At 49.7% G+C, this 16565-nt stretch carries 12 protein-coding genes and 1 tRNA gene; 3 read left to right on the top strand and 10 right to left on the bottom strand.

The window, feature by feature from the left end:
- Window positions 1-72: 72 nt before the first annotated feature.
- The 10 genes from ACY2RQ_RS16070 to ACY2RQ_RS16025 all read right to left on the bottom strand — a co-directional run bounded on the left by ACY2RQ_RS16070 (window position 73) and on the right by ACY2RQ_RS16025 (window position 14014).
- Entirely contained in the window at window positions 73-1380 is a 1308-nt protein-coding gene (locus ACY2RQ_RS16070; protein WP_490114006.1) for a TRAP transporter large permease, read from the bottom strand.
- 2 nt (window positions 1381-1382) lie between these two features.
- Window positions 1383-1889: a TRAP transporter small permease gene (locus ACY2RQ_RS16065; protein WP_490114005.1), complete on the bottom strand. Its 507-nt coding sequence runs from the start codon at window positions 1887-1889 to the stop codon at window positions 1383-1385.
- An 18-nt stretch (window positions 1890-1907) separates the two neighbouring features.
- Window positions 1908-2915: a TRAP transporter substrate-binding protein gene (locus tag ACY2RQ_RS16060; RefSeq protein ID WP_490114004.1), complete on the bottom strand. Its 1008-nt coding sequence runs from the start codon at window positions 2913-2915 to the stop codon at window positions 1908-1910.
- A gap of 205 nt (window positions 2916-3120) precedes the next feature.
- Window positions 3121-4902, bottom strand: coding sequence for an acyl-CoA dehydrogenase C-terminal domain-containing protein (locus ACY2RQ_RS16055; protein ID WP_490114003.1), 1782 nt, complete (start codon window positions 4900-4902; stop codon window positions 3121-3123).
- Window positions 4903-5047: 145 nt separating this feature from the next.
- A complete protein-coding gene (locus tag ACY2RQ_RS16050; RefSeq protein WP_490114002.1) occupies window positions 5048-5815 on the bottom strand; it encodes an SDR family NAD(P)-dependent oxidoreductase in 768 nt (255 codons plus the stop codon).
- Window positions 5812-7671, bottom strand: coding sequence for a feruloyl-CoA synthase (locus ACY2RQ_RS16045; protein WP_490114001.1), 1860 nt, complete (start codon window positions 7669-7671; stop codon window positions 5812-5814). The genes ACY2RQ_RS16050 and ACY2RQ_RS16045 overlap by 4 nt, the downstream gene beginning before the upstream one ends.
- A gap of 195 nt (window positions 7672-7866) precedes the next feature.
- Complete coding sequence (locus ACY2RQ_RS16040) at window positions 7867-9015, bottom strand: acetyl-CoA acetyltransferase (protein WP_490114000.1); 1149 nt, start codon at window positions 9013-9015, stop codon at window positions 7867-7869.
- Between the two features lie 4 nt (window positions 9016-9019).
- Window positions 9020-9466, bottom strand: a complete 447-nt coding sequence (locus tag ACY2RQ_RS16035) for a Zn-ribbon domain-containing OB-fold protein (protein WP_490113999.1) — start codon at window positions 9464-9466, stop codon at window positions 9020-9022.
- Between the two features lie 567 nt (window positions 9467-10033).
- Complete coding sequence (locus tag ACY2RQ_RS16030; RefSeq protein ID WP_490113998.1) at window positions 10034-12322, bottom strand: hypothetical protein; 2289 nt, start codon at window positions 12320-12322, stop codon at window positions 10034-10036.
- A 309-nt stretch (window positions 12323-12631) separates the two neighbouring features.
- A complete protein-coding gene (locus ACY2RQ_RS16025; protein ID WP_490113997.1) occupies window positions 12632-14014 on the bottom strand; it encodes a sodium:solute symporter family protein in 1383 nt (460 codons plus the stop codon).
- A gap of 152 nt (window positions 14015-14166) precedes the next feature.
- Here ACY2RQ_RS16025 and ACY2RQ_RS16020 point away from each other — a divergent pair, with 152 nt between their 5' ends.
- The 3 genes from ACY2RQ_RS16020 to ACY2RQ_RS16010 all read left to right on the top strand — a co-directional run bounded on the left by ACY2RQ_RS16020 (window position 14167) and on the right by ACY2RQ_RS16010 (window position 16563).
- On the top strand, window positions 14167-15300 hold the full coding sequence (locus ACY2RQ_RS16020) for an aminotransferase class V-fold PLP-dependent enzyme (protein WP_490113996.1): 1134 nt from the start codon (window positions 14167-14169) through the stop codon (window positions 15298-15300).
- Window positions 15301-15363: 63 nt separating this feature from the next.
- Window positions 15364-15439, top strand: a tRNA-Thr gene (locus ACY2RQ_RS16015).
- A gap of 443 nt (window positions 15440-15882) precedes the next feature.
- Complete coding sequence (locus ACY2RQ_RS16010; protein ID WP_490113995.1) at window positions 15883-16563, top strand: hypothetical protein; 681 nt, start codon at window positions 15883-15885, stop codon at window positions 16561-16563.
- Window positions 16564-16565: the final 2 nt, after the last annotated feature.

Raw genomic sequence — 16565 nt, 5'->3', positions numbered from 1 at the left:
CAACATGGGCGTACTCCTGCACTATCAATGCTCTGACACCGTCTCCCAACGGGAACCCTATATCCCTCCAGCCTAATTCAGGTAATTCGGCAGCCAGAGAGCTATTTCAGGGAAGACAACCAGCAGCGCAGCCGCAACCCCCATCAGCAGGAAGAACGGCAGCGCTGCCCGTGCCACTGTGCTGATAGAGTTTCCGGTCAGCCCCTGCAGTACAAACAGGTTAAAGCCCACCGGCGGCGTTATCAGCCCCATCTCCACCATAATCACAATAAACACCCCAAACCACACCGGATCAAAACCAGCCTGAATAATCAGCGGCAGGGTAATAGGCAACACCATTACGGTAATGGAGATACCATCCAGAAAGAAGCCCAGAACAATATAGAAGACACCAAGTAACAATATCAGCTGCCAGGGTTCCAGAGAAAAATCCCGAATCTGTGAAGCCAAATCCTGAGGCAGATGCAGCAAACCCATGGCCGTAGAAAGAAAGCTGGCAGTAATCAGAATGGAGCAGATCATACTGGAGGTCAGCACTGCACTGATGGCGCTGTCCATCAGCTTCTGCACACTGAACTGCCCGGTTACAGCAACCAGTAATACCGCGGCCGCAACACCTAAGGCTGCCGCTTCCGAAGGTGTTGCCAGTCCAGAATAAATACCTCCCATCACCAGAGCAATCAAAAGCAGAATGGGTGACAGCTCCAGCAGGCCTGCTGTGATATCCCTTAGCCCGGCTTTTCCTTCCCGGGGTGGTGCCAGCGCAGGATTCATAAGGCAGCGAAACATAATCCAGCCGGAATACAGAGCCGCTACCAGCAGACCGGGGAAAACACCAGCGGTAAACAGGTCAAGAATGGAGACTTCCGCCAGAACGCCATAGACAATCATCAGGATTGAAGGCGGAATCAGCAGGCCAAGGCTGCCAGCGCCGGCCAGGGAACCTAAAGCTAAACGGCTGTCATAACCCCGTTCTTTCAAAGCCCCTGTAGTCATCTTGCCAATGGTTGCGGTTGTGGCGGAGCTTGAACCGGAAACAGCCGCAAAAACCGTACAGCCCATAATATTTGTATGGAGCAGTCTGCCGGGAATCCGGTCTACCAGAGGCGACAAACCATTAAACAGCCGGTTGGAAATATCCGAACGGAAAATAATCTCCCCCATAAAAATAAACAGGGGAACAGCCGACAGATGCCAGTTATTGGCGCTGACCTGAATCACCTTGGCCATGGTGACGCCAATACGGGTGGTATTAAAATCCAGAATAAAGAACAGCGCCGATACCGCTACCAGCAGCAGCGCAGAAAAGATTCTTACTCCTGCTCCCAGCCACAGCAACATCAGCAGCAGTACCGCCAGACCTGTTGATAGAGCGTCCATAATCACTGGCCCTCCACTGATGGCTGTTCAGAGCCTGTCCAGTTCCGCAACAGCACCGCTAACAACTGAATACAGAAGATACCCAGCCCGAGCATAACGATACTTTGGGGTATCCACAGGGGAATCTCGGCAATACTTTCGCTCACCGCCTCCCGTTTAAAGTTCCGGGCCAGACTTTTCCACAGGTAAAAACCAAGATAGAGGCTTACCCCCAGCGTCGCGGCCAGGGCAGCGGTTTCCACCAGTTTCTGGCCCAGGGCATTCAACCTACCAGTCAGCAGATTCACTCGAATCAACACATCACGGTTCAGGGCTTCACCAAGGGCAAGGAAAGTCATAGCGGCAACAGCGTAAGCGCCCACTTCATCCAAAACATAGGTGGAGCTGCCAAAGAAGGAACGAAGGATAATTTCCAGAAGGATATGAATGACAAGGCCCAGCATCAGCGCAACAGCCAGCCAGGCACCAATGCGCGCGAGCGCATCGGCAAAGCGACAGAACAACTGCATAAACGTTTCCTTTGTCGCTTACTGGCGGGCGGCGACTTTCTTACGATAGGCTTCCAGCACCTTGCGGCCTTTAGTACCGGCTTTTTCCAGCCAGCCGGTAGTGGCCACATCACCCGCTTTGCTAACGTGATTCTGGAAGGCGGGATTAATATCCATCACTACGGTGACATTCTCTTTCTTGGCCCGCTCAAAGTTACGGGCCTGACGCTCAATCACTTCTGTCCACTGGCGTTCCATCACTTCATCCGCAGCCTGGCGTACGGCTTTCTGCACATCTTTGGGCAAATCTTCCCAGGTATCCAGATTCATGGTCACCATGTTCAACGGTGTGCCGTAGTTGATGGGCATGTAGTGGTCGAGCAGCTGGGGGAATTTCACGGAGAGACCCGCTTCTGCTGAAGTAAGTACAGCTTCAATACCCCCTGTGGATAACTGGGGAATTACGTCTGACCAGCCCAATTGTACGGCGGTGGCTCCAGCCTGTTTGAGAGTGATTGCACCGAGTGCGTCGTAGGTTCTGATTTTCAGATCGGTCAATGCTTTGGTTGAGGTGACCGGTTTTTTCGCCCAGATCCCTGCGGATGGCCAGGGGGAGGCCCAGAGCAGTATCTGATTATTATCGAGCAATACTTCTTCGTACCAGCTCCGTGATACATCGAACAGGTCTTTGGCGTCCTGGAAGTCGCTGGTGATAAATGGCAGAGCGGAGAGGGAGAATACCGGGTGGATGCCCCCCAGAGTTCCGGTAAAGGTGTCGGCCAGGGGAACGGCGCCATCACCTACGGCGTCGAGCTGGTCTTTGGATTTAAATCCCAGGGCGGCGCTGAAGTGAGGGGTGATTTCCACCTTGCCTTTGGTTTTCTCTTCTACAAGCTTTTTAAACAGCAGGTCACCTTCACCGTGAATAGAGGTGCTGTTAAATTCGCTGGCCAGGTCCCATTCGTATTCTGCTGCATTGATAACTGATGCAGAGAAGCTGATAGCCAGACCTGCAAATAGAGCAGCCAGTGTGTTTTTTGCTTTCATCCAGTTATTCCTGTTCTTTTTGTTATACGGATTTAACTTCACGTTCCGAGTTACCGGAGTGAAACCGGATAGCTATTTCTGCTCCTTCAATACATCCCTGTATCAAGTACCCATAGGGCATTTCATCCATGGCCTTTGAAATAGCTATCCGGCCCCCCTTCTTCGCTGATGCCGAATCAACATCTAGAAATCAGCCTTTTATAAATTAAAAGCTGAACTCTTCTTCGGTGAGTTCCATCAAGTTATCAGCTCCGGACAGTAATGTATTTATATGACAGTTTGCCCGGGGCAGAATACGGTCGTAGTAGAAGCGTGCGGTTTTCAATTTGGCGCGATAGAAGGCGCTGTCACCTTCGCCATCGTCCAGCTTTTGCTGGGCAACAACGACGGCTTTCATCCAGAGATAAGCCACAACGGTATAACCGGAGAACATCAGGTAATCCCAGGCTGCGGCATTCACTTCATCAGGGTTACTGGCTACGGCTGTGGCCACTTTGGTATTTACACACTGCCACTGGTCCATCAGAGAACTGAGCTGCCCGGCATAAGGCGCTTCGCTGTTTTCGGCACAGAAAGCGATGACTTCCTCAATCAACGGCTTAAGAATTGCGCCTTTACTGGCCAGGATTTTACGGCCCAGCAGGTCGAGCCCCTGAATGCCGTTGGTGCCTTCGTAAATAGCGGTAATGCGGGTATCCCGGTATTCCTGCTCAATACCCCATTCCCTGACATAACCGTGGCCGCCAAGAATCTGGATGCCGTGGCTTGTAGCTTCCAGGCTGGTTTCCGTCACAAAGCCTTTTACGATAGGTGTCAGCAGGGCGAGCATGGTCTGTGCTCGCTCACGCTGCTCAGAATTTTCGCTGTTTTCCAGATCCACCATTTTGGCGCAGTAGTAACTGAGCAGGCGGTTCCCTTCGGAAAAGGCTTTCTGGGTGAGCAGCATCCGTCGGACGTCCGGATGAACGATAATCGGATCAGCGGGTTTGCTGCTGTCTTTGCGAACGGGAGCACGCATTTGCAGACGTTCTCTGGCGTAGTCCAAAGACTTCTGGAAAGAGCTCTCAATATGGCCGTTGGCCTGCTGGGCCACTTCCAGACGGGATTCATTAATAAAGGTGAACATGCAGTTCAAACCTTTATTCAGTTCGCCAATCAGGAAACCTTTGGCCCCATCAAAATTCATGACACAGGTAGCATTACCGTGGATACCCATCTTCTCTTCCAGGGAACCACAGCTAACGCCGTTCTTTTCCCCCGGTTCGCCGTTATTATCCAACTGATATTTGGGAACCAGGAACAGGGAGATACCTTTGGTACCGGCGGGCGCATCCGGCAGGCGGGCCAGTACAATATGAACAATATTCTCGCTCAGGTCATGGTCGCCGGAGGAGATAAAAATTTTGCTGCCGGTAATGGAATAAGAACCATCGTCGTTTGATTCAGCTTTGGTGCGCAGCAGGCCAAGATCGGAACCGCAATGGGCTTCGGTCAGGCACATGGTACCGGACCACTCCCCCTGTACCAGTTTGGGCAACCATGCCTGTTTCAGATCTTCACTGGCATGGTGAAGAATGGTCGCCACCGCACCCCAGGTCAGGTTTACGTACATGGTCCAGGCGTGGTTGGCGGAGACAATCATCTCGTGCACGGCCATGTTCAGGGATTTCGGCAGCCCCTGACCACCCAGCTCTTCGCTGTGGCCCAGGCTCATCCAGCCGTCTTTAACAAACTGCTTGTAGGCTTCCCGAAAACCTTCCGGCGCTTTGACTTCGCCGTTTTCCAGAGTACAGCCCTGCTGGTCACCGGTCTGATTGATTGGCGCGAGAACCTGTTCGGAGAATTTTGCCGCGCCGTCGAGAATAGCACTGACCATCTCAGAATCGGCTATTTCGCCGTTGGGTAATCCTGCGTAATGGGCGGGATAATCAAGAACATCATTAAGCGCAAATTCAATATCACGCTGGGGAACTTTATACGTCACCATTCACTCAAACTCCGGAGCCGACCGCTGTTGTTCTGGATATTGTTATTTTGAGAATTGTTATTCTGTTTATGGTTGCTTGTGCGGATCAAAACTCTTGCCGAGCCAGCGAAGCCGCTGACCCGACAGATTACAGTACGGAGCTGTATTAACGCGGTGCCAGACGGATAGCGCCGTCCAGACGAATGTTCTCACCGTTCAGGTGTGTGTTCTCAGCGATGTAAGCCACCAGACTGCCAAACTCTTCCGGATGACCCAGACGGTTCGGGAAAGGAATGGACTTGCCCAGGGATTCCTGGATGTCTTCCGGCAGGGTCTTCATCAGCGGAGTATTGAACAGGCCGGGAGCAATGCTCATTACACGAATGCCGTAGGAAGCAAGGTCACGGGCCATGGGCAGAGTCATGGCTGCCAGGCCACCTTTAGCGGCGGAATAAGCCTGCTGACCAATCTGACCGTCGGTACCGGCAGCGGAAGAAGTGAAGATCACCACGCCACGCTCGTTATCTTCCAGAGGCTCAGCCTTGGCCAGACGGGCAACAGCCAGACGGGTTACGTTGTAGGAACCGAACAGGCTGATCTTAACGATGCGCTCGAAGTCTTCCATGGGGGCGGGTTCGCCGGTCTTCCTGTTGATCATACGCTTGGCACCACCGATACCGGCAATGTTAGCGATGATACGGGCAACACCGTGGGCTTCTTCAGCGCCTTCCAGGGCAGCTTTTACGCTGTCGGTATCAGTGATATCACACTGGAACGCAACACCGCCGATATCAGCGGCAACACGCTGGGCACCTTCCAGGTTTACGTCCAGAATGGCAACCCTGGCACCTTTCGCCGCCAGTTCACGGGCAGTGGCTTCACCCAGACCGGAACCACCACCGGTAACAATCGCAGCGTGACCTTCAATTTTCATACTGTTTCCTCCAGGAACGTCTTCTCAGTTGTTCTGCTGTTGTTTTTTAGCGTAACGGTACCACCAATGCCCTCGCGCAGCATCTGCACCTGGGCATCCCGGCGGGTAATTACACCCTGCTGGTTGATGGAACCTTTCTCAGTAATTTCGTGATCTTTAATGGATGGGCCTTCCTGCAGTACCGAAAAACGATGAACACGCATAGAGCTGGCCGTATATTGCTGATTAAACGTCAGCATACGCTTTTCAACTTCAGCCAAAAGCCGGGCATTATTAATTAAGCCCTGTTCATTGGCTTCAAGGGGTGAACCGGTAAATGCCTTACACTCTTCAAAGTTAGGGAAAACCAGAATACAAACCGTTTCCCAATCCTGGCCCAGCACAATCACATCCTGGGCTAAAGGCAGCAGAGCATTCACCAGAGACACCCGCAGCTTGCCCACAGGCACCCAGGTGCCTGACTGCAGTTTAAAATCTTCAGATACCCGACCATCAAAAATAATACCGGCGGAGGGATTGGCTTCTTCCATCAAATAAGCAGCATCACCGGTTTTGTAGAAGCCTTTCTTATCAAAAGCCTCAGCGGTTTTCTCACGGTTTCGCCAGTAGCCGGGCGTTACCTGCGGGCCACGAACCCGCAGCTCATGGCGGCCTGCCACTTTGGCAAAACGAATCTCACAACCGGATACCGGCACACCGATATTATCGGTACGCACCGAGTCATAGTGGACACCCGTCGCCAGAGGCGCAGTTTCTGTCGCACCCCAGGCGGTAACAATGGCCACTGAATCCCGCCCAGCCTTTTGAGCCAGCTTACCCAAACGATCCCGAATGGACTGGGGCAACGCAGAGGCGGAATAGAACAGCATTTTCAATCGGCTGAAGAACTTCTGGTTCAGTTCATCATCCTGCTCCAACGCTGTAGCCAAAAGGTCATAACCCAGGGGAACGTTGAAATAAATTGTGGGCGCAACATCCAGCAGATTGACCAGAGTCGTATCAAACTGCCCGGTTACAGGCTTACCAGCATCAAGATAGAGATGACCGCCATGGCGCAACGTCATGGTAAAGACTTCATTGCCACCAAAAGTATGACTCCAGGGCAGCCAGTCCAATACAACCGGTGGCTCATCTTCCAGAAAGGGATAAATCTGCACCAGCTGCTGCTGGTTGGCAGACATCATCCGGTTGGTGTTAATCACACCCTTGGGAACACCGGTTGAGCCAGAGGTGAAAAGAATTTTGACGACAGTGTTTAGGCCAGTGGAGGCAAAAATTTCATCAATATTGCCAGGATCGGTCTCTACCAGGCTGTCCAGTTCCAGCATGCCGTCACAGCCATTGGTACCGGCAATGCAGATGCCGTAATCCAGGCTCAGACGAGCGACAACATCCTGGTACTGTCCGCCGTCTTCTACAAAAATCGCCCCGGGAGTCACCAGTCCAAGACAGTACTCCAGACGATTAAACGCCTCCGGAATCGTGGAATAAGCCGCAGACACCGGCACCACCGGAATGCCCGCATAAATAGAAGCCAGAATCACTGTAGCGCTGGCAATGGAGTTGGCAGAAAGCACCGCTACCGGGCGTGCAGCATTACAGCCATGGGAAAGCAGAAACTGCCCCAGACCCCGAGCACGGGAAAAAATCTCCCCATAGCTGATGGACTCCCACTCACCATTAGCGGTTCGCTGGGAGATAAAGGGCCTGTTGGGGTCTTGTTCCGCCCAAACCGGCAAATGTTCGAGTACACGCTCCGGGTAACCACCCAGAGGCACTTCTGAGCGCAGGATAAAGCCCTGCTCGCCGTCATCCTCCCGCACAATCTGTGGGGCCGGAAAAATATTACTGGTCATTGTTGTTTTTGTTCTCTTTCCCTGACCATTTCTCCAAACACTTCATGTTTGGAGACTTAAGAGGTACACGACCATGCATATTGGCTGGGTGAGGGAGTTTTGTTTTCCGCGCCTCAGGGCAGGGACTGCCCTGAGGCGCGGAAAACATAAAACCCAGCACCTGACCGGAACGCGATCAAAACCTGCTTAACACATTTACAACGTTGCGTCCGTACCCAGCAGGGTGGTGAACTCGTGGGAGAACACGCAGCCGTTACCGTGAGCCAGGGCAACTTCAGCGCCCTGAATCTGACGATCACCCGCATTACCACGCAACTGCTCAGTGGCTTCAATCAGCGTAAACAAACCATACTTACCCGGATGCGCAAACGACAGACCACCACCATTGGTGTTCACCGGCAAACCACCGCCAGGAGCGATATGACCATCAGCAACAAATGCGCCACCTTCACCCTTTTCACAGAAGCCCAGATCTTCCAGGAACATCACCGTGTTAATAGTGAAAGCGTCGTACAGCTGCACCACATCCACATCCTTCGGCGTCAGGCCAGCATTGGCAAAGGCACGGGCACCGGATTCCTGAGCCGGAGTCGTGGTCAGGGTTTCAGCTTCCTGCAGTTCGCGGTGCCAGTGAGCACCGGCTGATCCCAACATATAAACAGGCTTCTGTTTCAGGTTCTTTGCACGCTCAGCGCTGGTCACGATAATAGCCGCACCACCATCGGTCATCAGACAGCAGTCCAGGGCCTGAATCGGGTCAGCCACCATGGGAGAGTTGATAACATCTTCCACAGTAATCGGCTTGTTCTTCATGACAGCGTCAGGGTGCATGGCCGCCCACTTACGGGCAGACACCGCAACTTCCGCCAACTGCTCACGGGTGGTACCAAACTCGTGCATATGACGGGCCATAGCCATGGAGTAACCGGGCAGAGGCTGATCATTGCCGTAGATACCATCGTAAGTGGGAGTATCGAGGATACCGAAGTTACGCACAGCGCCAACATTGGAACCGTAAGCAATCAGCACGGTTTCACACAGACCGGCTTCAATAGCCATGGTGGCTTCCTGCAGATGGGACAGGAAAGAAGAACCACCGGTCTGGTCAGAATTAGACCACTTGGGACGAATACCCAGATATTCCGCCATCACCAGGGTGGGGAACATATGATAGAAAGTACCGCCGCAGATACCGTCGATATCAGACAGTTCCAGACCAGCGTCTTCTACCGCCTTGATAGCCGCATTGGCCATATGATCCATGGGAGAGCGCTGCAGACGAGAACCCAGACCATCGTAACCGACGCCAACGATAGCGCCTTTACCACGCAGTGAATAAGTCATTGTCTTACGCTCTCCCCTCAGAAGCCTGCTCTACCGCTCTGAACACTACAACCGGCTGGTCGGAATCCTTATAGGTACCGAAATCAACCTTCTCGATAGAGGCTTTCACCCGCATACCGATTTTTACGTCACCGGGGGCAATATCAACAACCCGGCTCAGCATACGTGCGCCTTCATCCAGGTCGATCAGGCACAGGTTGTAGTCACCACCCCACTTGGATGGACGACGTACGGCAGTGGTAGAGTAGACAGTGCCGAAACCGGACACTTCTTCAAAGGAGAGATCCCGTTTGCCTGTTTTGGGGCAGATCACCCGGGGGTAAAACACAAACTCGCCGGTACCGGCGGACTTCTGAATCATAAAACGGCCATCACGCAGATGGGCCAGGTACTGGGCATCGGGCCCTAACGCTTCCAGCTCATTACTCACCGGGATTAACCTCTTTGTCATTCTGTTCAGACCGCCAGACAGACAGCTTGCCGGACATTTTTCTCGCCGGGTCCAGCGAAGGAATATTCAGTGTACACGCTATTATTTTGAAGTAAACCCTTTATAAAGGGTTGCAAAAAACCTTAGATAAACTGGCAATATCTATCAGGAGAATAAGCAAATTGCACAAGAATAATAAGCGTGTGCACTTTTTTGATCATCCCGCCATGAAGTCACACCATGAAAGAGAAGAAAAAGTTTTGTCCTTTTAGGGCCTGCCAGACAACCAAAAGGACATGACACTTATCTTTATTTCTTTATGGAACAGAGCTGGATTCAAGCAATAAGTGCAATCAACTGCCCTGTTTTCCAGAATGGCCGCCCGCTCATCACAGGACAAGACAATAAGCAGCGAATAAGCGGCTCAGGAACAGCGCCATAACAAAATGGCATGCAATGCTATTCAGTAAACATTTCAATGCTGGGGAAATAATAAAGGGGTGAAGTTAAGTCTTGGACACAACCAGAAAAATCCGGAAGCAGATTAGGCAAACCCACCCCCGGATTTTTTAAGAGCCAACTGGATGGTTATCGAGCATCCTTTCTTAAATTCTGGGCAACATACAGCCAACGACCTCTAATCTCTTCAAAATAATCAACCAGCATATCAAAGGCATCTTTATTATAGGGTATAGAAGAATTCATCGAGTGTAATATTATCTGACCTTGTTGAGCAGGTAATTTACTAGAAAAACCCTGAAAATCAGCCTCACTCATAATACCCTTGGAATAAAGCTTGCCTGCAATTGAAATATAGGACGCATCATATTCCGTGAACACATTTGCATGCTTCCTCAAACTGTCTAACTGTTTTTGTGCCAGTGGATTTTGCGCACTCCCAATGGGGGGAGTCGGCTGAGCGGCTGCCTGATACTGCATTTGATCTTCTGGGCGATAGGGCCTCATACCAGGCAGTCCCCTCCTTTTTGAAGAAACGATCTCTGGTGACTCACTGCCTCCACCAGAATACGGAGGAGTATGATGTGTGGTGGGCTGATGTGTATACCCCCCTGAAGATGGATATTTTTCCCTTATCAATTCTTTGGGCACCCATTTCAGTTTCCTTATTGCTACCGTCAGCAGATGTTCAAATGAATCTTGATCGGCATGCTGCATACCAGCAAAGCCTTTTGCCAGGGTTGACCGGAAAACTGATTCTGAAGCTGCGGTTACAAACTGTTTGAACTCCCTCTTTAACTTTTTGCCTGCCCCCTTCGGCATAGCTGGCTTTTTAGCGGGTTGCGCAAGAATAACGGTGGTGAGTTCAATATGAGGATTGTTAATTCGATCATCTATAACCTTATAAAAGCTCTCATAGGTTGAAAAACCACCTACTTTTCTCAAAGCACCAGGTGCACGTACCCCCTGCCTTTCAAAAACACGTATTAATGATTTCCTTATATTTTCAGGGTGTTCCAGTTTAACTTTCCTTGTTTTGGCGTACATATCATCCAAAGCTGCTTCAGCAATGAAGAAAACAGCTTCCATATCTTCATCGGACTTTTTCAAGTCCAGAAAATTCAGCAACTTATATAAAAATGTTATAGATTGTGGTGTCCTTCCATGGGCAACAACCCCCAGCTGTTGCAATATATAACTGAGGAATTCTGCATTTTCAGGGGGAAGTTTATCCTCTTCAGCAAAACGTGCCTGCTGAATTACAAGAAGAGGGATAATCGCTGCCGGATAGTGTTGAAGAGCAGGCCAGTGGAAAGCCTCACGGACAACAGTATTTAAAGCACCAAACTGATTAAAGACAGATGACAGTGAATCTGTTAAATCCACCATATTAAAAACCTGGAGCAGGCTGGCTCGCGAGAAAGAAGTTGATGCATCCACCATATCAACCAATGGCGCAAAGTTCAGATTCAGCAGAGCCAGGGCCAGATCCCCCGTTAGCTCCTGGTTAATAATCTGGTTACCAATCATATCGAGAGTGTCTAAAAGGGGTTTGGCTGCCCCCGCCTGGGTTCTAATTTTATCCTGTCGCTTCTGAACGGGGACATCATCCAGACTCGGGCTGAAAATTGTTACCCCTGATACATGGGGCAACCCTGTCAGAACATCCTCGCCATCATCCATGGGAGAGGCGCTACGGCTGCTCCTGCTGTCATCACTCTCCGCGCCTGAGTCCGACTCTGACCCTGATGAAGAACTGTCACCATAATAATCCCGACTGGCAGCCTGTGCAGAAGGTCTGTTATGACGTTTATGGGAAGAGCTGGCATGATGCCGGCTGCGGGAGGAGCTGGAACTGCGCTCGGAATGTCGATGTTTATGCCTTTGCCCCCTTTCCCCTTCATCTCTGTGGTACCTGTAACCTGACGCAGCAGCCTCCCGCCCCCTTTGATGGTCATTCATTACACTATCATCACCCCCTTCCTGCATGGAAACGGGTAAACCCAGTAACTGCAACAAAATGTCAGCCTCGTTTAAAGTATCAGGCTCTGCACTTGGGATACCACCCGCTATATAGCGCCCAACTCTTTTTTTATAAGAAGCTCCCTTTTTGCTTTTTATATGACTTACGATCTTGCCCTGAGTCCGGGTATTACTAATCTTCAGCAGCAAAGCTGCCGCCAGAGATTCAGATTGATCCCCCCCCAGCACCTCATCAACTCCCCAGCCATCACTGGCCATTATTTGTGCCGCCTGCGCAGCTATCGAAGTATTAATAGTTTTTGGCCCGTTCCCCCCTGCCATCCCCAATGCGGGCAACACCACCAGAAAAGCGGCTCCAAAAAACGAATACAATACTTTTCGGGTATTTCCTGGCCAGTAAAACGCACACCTGTATATCGACCATATCGACTTCATATATTCACCTGCTGGCTACCGATATTATTGAGTTTTCTGTGCCCCCCCGGGGGACCGGGCATAGAAAGATAGCAGCTGTCAGCGATGTGTAACCTATAACCTTTCTCTGTCGTTTTTCAAACAGACAAAAACCATCACCATCAATTGATGAGAATAGAAATCAGTGCTTATAGCGAGAAGAAAAATAAAATGACAGGGTTTAATATATGTTCTAAAAAAGATGAATTACATTTAAGAATAAATTACCTGCCACTCCACCCCTGTGCAAATGTTTTGCCTCGACATTTCTGTGAATAAGGCTTAGTAAAGTCAGGTAGTGCTGTAACGCTGTTCCTTGATTAATGCTAGGGCTTCTTCTTCACTTATTGTCCTGGCAGTCGTCATCAAGCTAACCATTACACCTGCAGCGATTGAACACAGCATGGATGGGAATACAGCGAAACCGAAAACTTCCTGCATAGCTGGAATCGTCTGGAAGCAAACTGCCCCTAACATACCGCCAAATATGGCTGCCATTCCACCTTGCCAGGTAGCACGTAACCATAAACGTCCCATAACACCTGCTATAGCCTGACCAGTAATCAGCAGAGCAACCATGCTGGTGATATAGCTGATGATATCTTCCGCTGTAAGGGTACCTATTAAAGCCATCAGAATAGATAAAGTAACAGCGAACCTGGAATATACAACGACTTTGGATGCATCAGGCTGACGCCCTGTGAAAAGCTGGTAGATATCATTCACAAGAATGTTCATGGCGGCACTGGCGTCACCTGCTGCAGAAGACATTGTTGCACTCAAACCGGAGATCAGAGCGACCACGCCAAGCCAGAGGGGCAGGATAGTCATGGCAATATATGGGAATGCAAAATTAACCTGTTCCAAATCTGGATTGTGGGCATAGGCAGTCATTCCCAGAACAGGGGGAATGAAACAGAAGGCCAGACTAATCAGGCCGGTTACATAAAAACCGTTCCTCAGGCTTTTCTCATCGGAAGATGAATAAATTCTTTGGCGGAAGGAGGGCACTGCCAAAATGGCCATGATTTCGGAAAAGATAATAGAAAGAGCGTGAACAGGGTTGAGTTTATCTAATCCAAGAAAACTATACGCGCCTTCTGGAGCCGCAGCTTTCAAACCTGCAAAGCCTCCAACCGTATTCAGGGCGGCAATAGCTAATACAATAAATCCGATAAATAGAATAACAGCCTGTGCTGATGCGATCCATGTCACTCCACCATAGCCATCCTTGAGAACAAACAGTGCAACAATGCTGCCTACAATAATGCGTGCTGTTATTACATTCAGATCGGTCAACCAGGCAAGATACATACCTCCACCAATAATATGGGCACCCAGCCAGCCAACGGACGCCAGGTACATTCCGACTGTAACCGTGTTACGAATCCAGTGGTTTGCTTCATAATACACGCCTATTTCTTCAGATATGGTGTTGACTTCCCAATTGCGGGTGTGGGCGAAAAGTTTGCCGCAAACCGAGATCCCTACAGCCATACCAAGACCATAAAGAAGTGCTGCCCAGCCATTGGTATAGGCAAAACCTGTTGCTCCCATGCTGGAGCCAGTACCCACCTGCGTAGCAACGGAAGAGCCTGTGATGAGAATGAACGGCACACTACGCCCAGCCAGAGTAAAGTCATCCCCACTGCTTTTTGATTTTTTTCCAGCCATGACATGGCTTATGACAAACATAAGAATTATGTAGCCCGCAAAGTACAGTAACAGAATACTTTTACTATCCATTATCTATCTCAACAGGCGCAGATCTGCATCTACAATAGTCGGACATTTCTTATTTAAAAAATTTCAATAATGGATGCGATATGGAACCTGATATTTATGAGCATCTGGGGGTGACTGCACTCATCAATGCCGCAGGTACATATACCGTGGTTGGTGGTTCCAGGATGAGCCCTGGAACCCTCGCTGCTATCCAGCAGGCAGCCAGTCAGCATGTAGACATTCGAGAACTTCAGAAAGCTGTGCATAAAAAAATTGCGGAAATGACTCGCAATGAAGCTGCCTACATATGCACAGGAGCAGCCTGTGGGTTATATCTTTGTACTGGTGCCACTATCGCCAGAAAACATGGACGCCCCGTTTACCACTTAGACAAAAGTGCTATCAGAAAGAATGAAATCATTGTTTTCGCAGCACACAGAAACCCTTATGGGTTTGCCATAACCCAATTTGGCGCAACTGTTAGAGAAATTGGATATCCCAATACTATTTTGCCTCTGACAAAACAGGATCTGGAAATGGCAATTAATGAAAATACGGCCGCCATTTTTTTCTTTGAAGGAGAAAAAGGGGGATGGATTGCGCCGGGAGGCTTACCATTTGAAGAGACCATTGAGGTAGCCAGAGAGCATGATATCCCGGTTATTGTGGACGTTGCCGCACAAATTCCTCCTATAGATACGCTATGGCGCTATACCGAAGCGGGTGCGGATGCTGTAGTCATATCTGGCGGAAAAGATTTGAAAGGTCCACAAGCAAGTGGCCTTGTTCTGGGTAAAGAACAATTACTCTTCCATGTCACGGAGACAGGCTTTCCTAATTATGGCTATGGACGAATGTTGAAAACTGGCCGGGAAGAGATTGTCGGACTCTACTGGGCCTTAAAGGAAGCTTTGGAAACTGATCATGATGCCAGAGACCAATGGGCGGAAGAACAAATCAAAGTCCTAGCCAGCTCCCTTGAAAGGTCTATTTTTTCTGTTGAACGAGTCTACCCAAATGAAGCAGGTCAGCCAATGGGGCGTGCAAGTGTAAAGTTTCCAGCACATATTGAAGCGAAACACGTGCTTGAACTGTTGATGCAGGGGCCCAATCGAATAATGTGCAACTCCGAGTATCCTCACCAGGTTTTCGTAAATCCTATGACTCTCAGGGATGGCGAGATTAATCTCATCGTTAAAAAGTTTCTGGAAATCGAACAATTCCTCAAAGAGTAACGTTATATATCCATCAGTCCCCATAAGATGAGGGTTCGATTCCCGCTGCCCGCTCCAGAATATGCTCTTGTTGCTCAGTTGGTAAAGCGCCCCCCTGGTAAGGGTGAACTCGGCAGTTCAAACCTGCTCAAGAGTTCCATCTCTCATTTAATCTCTCACTTATCTGGTCTTGTTCATGCATTTCCGTGCGTAGTCGTATGAGTTGGTGCTGAAGGTGGATAGTGTGTTGTGAGGGTAGAGAGTGTTGTGAGGGTGGTAGAAGCTATGCAGGTGTGTATTGTCTTCATGTAACTTCTCCTTCTGGTGGTTGCCTGGCCGGAAAAGTTTAGTTGCCCCGGTAAAAGAAAACAAAATCCTCTACTTTAACTTTAGTGTGTCTACCAGTAGCCAGCGGTCACTGAAGTTATGCAATTCCTAATGTACAGCAGGGCTGCCCTGCTTATTGCCGTTATTTTTCATAGCCAGTATGTTTCCGCGGGCAAAAAAATGTATGACTTCTGGGGGTATGAGGTTGCACAGAATGATCGCCCTTTGCTGATGAGCACCTATGAACAGGTTGAGCGTATTGCTCGGGATTCTGCCATGTTGGAGCCAGAAAACGCACTGGGCTTTTACAATATAACAGCGATTCCTGAGCTTTTTACAGAACTCTTGTTCGGCGATCCAAATTACTGGCATGAGTGGCAGTCCATGTTAAAAACAAGAAAGGTTCTTGAACTGCAGGCAGGTGAAAAAGCCCCTCTCGATTTTAATGGCAGGGTTATCGTTAAGGTACATGGTGGTGTTACCCATGAGGGTACTCCCATAGTTGGTTTCGGCCTTAACGAAGGTATAAAAGCTAAAATGAAAGCCAGTACGTTTGGTAAGAACCTGGCCAGGTTTCTTTCGGACAGTAATATCCAGGTGACGCGGATTGACTTCATTGCCTGTGGTGGCGAAAAAGTTGCCTCAGCTTTTTTTGACGGGGTAAAAGCCAGTGGAAAATTGAAGGATATAGAGCTGTACGGATTTGCCGGACATCAAACATTTATTGGGAGTGAAGAACAGGTTGAGGAGGATGGACACGTCTTTTATGAGCGAGAGATTTTTGCCATCGAAGATGCGAAGGGAAATACAATGGGGGAGACAAATGTCCGTGATTTTTTTGTTCGCGGTGAACTTCCAAAGCTTCCCAGCCGTTATCTATTGCACTATAAGCAGGGAAAACCACGAAAAATCCCCTTGGTCGATACAGGTGTATACACCGAATACTGTGTTCTGTAGGT

This window comes from Parendozoicomonas sp. 209JJ7-1 (assembly GCF_058147085.1).
This window is presented reverse-complemented; position numbering and strand designations above follow the sequence as displayed.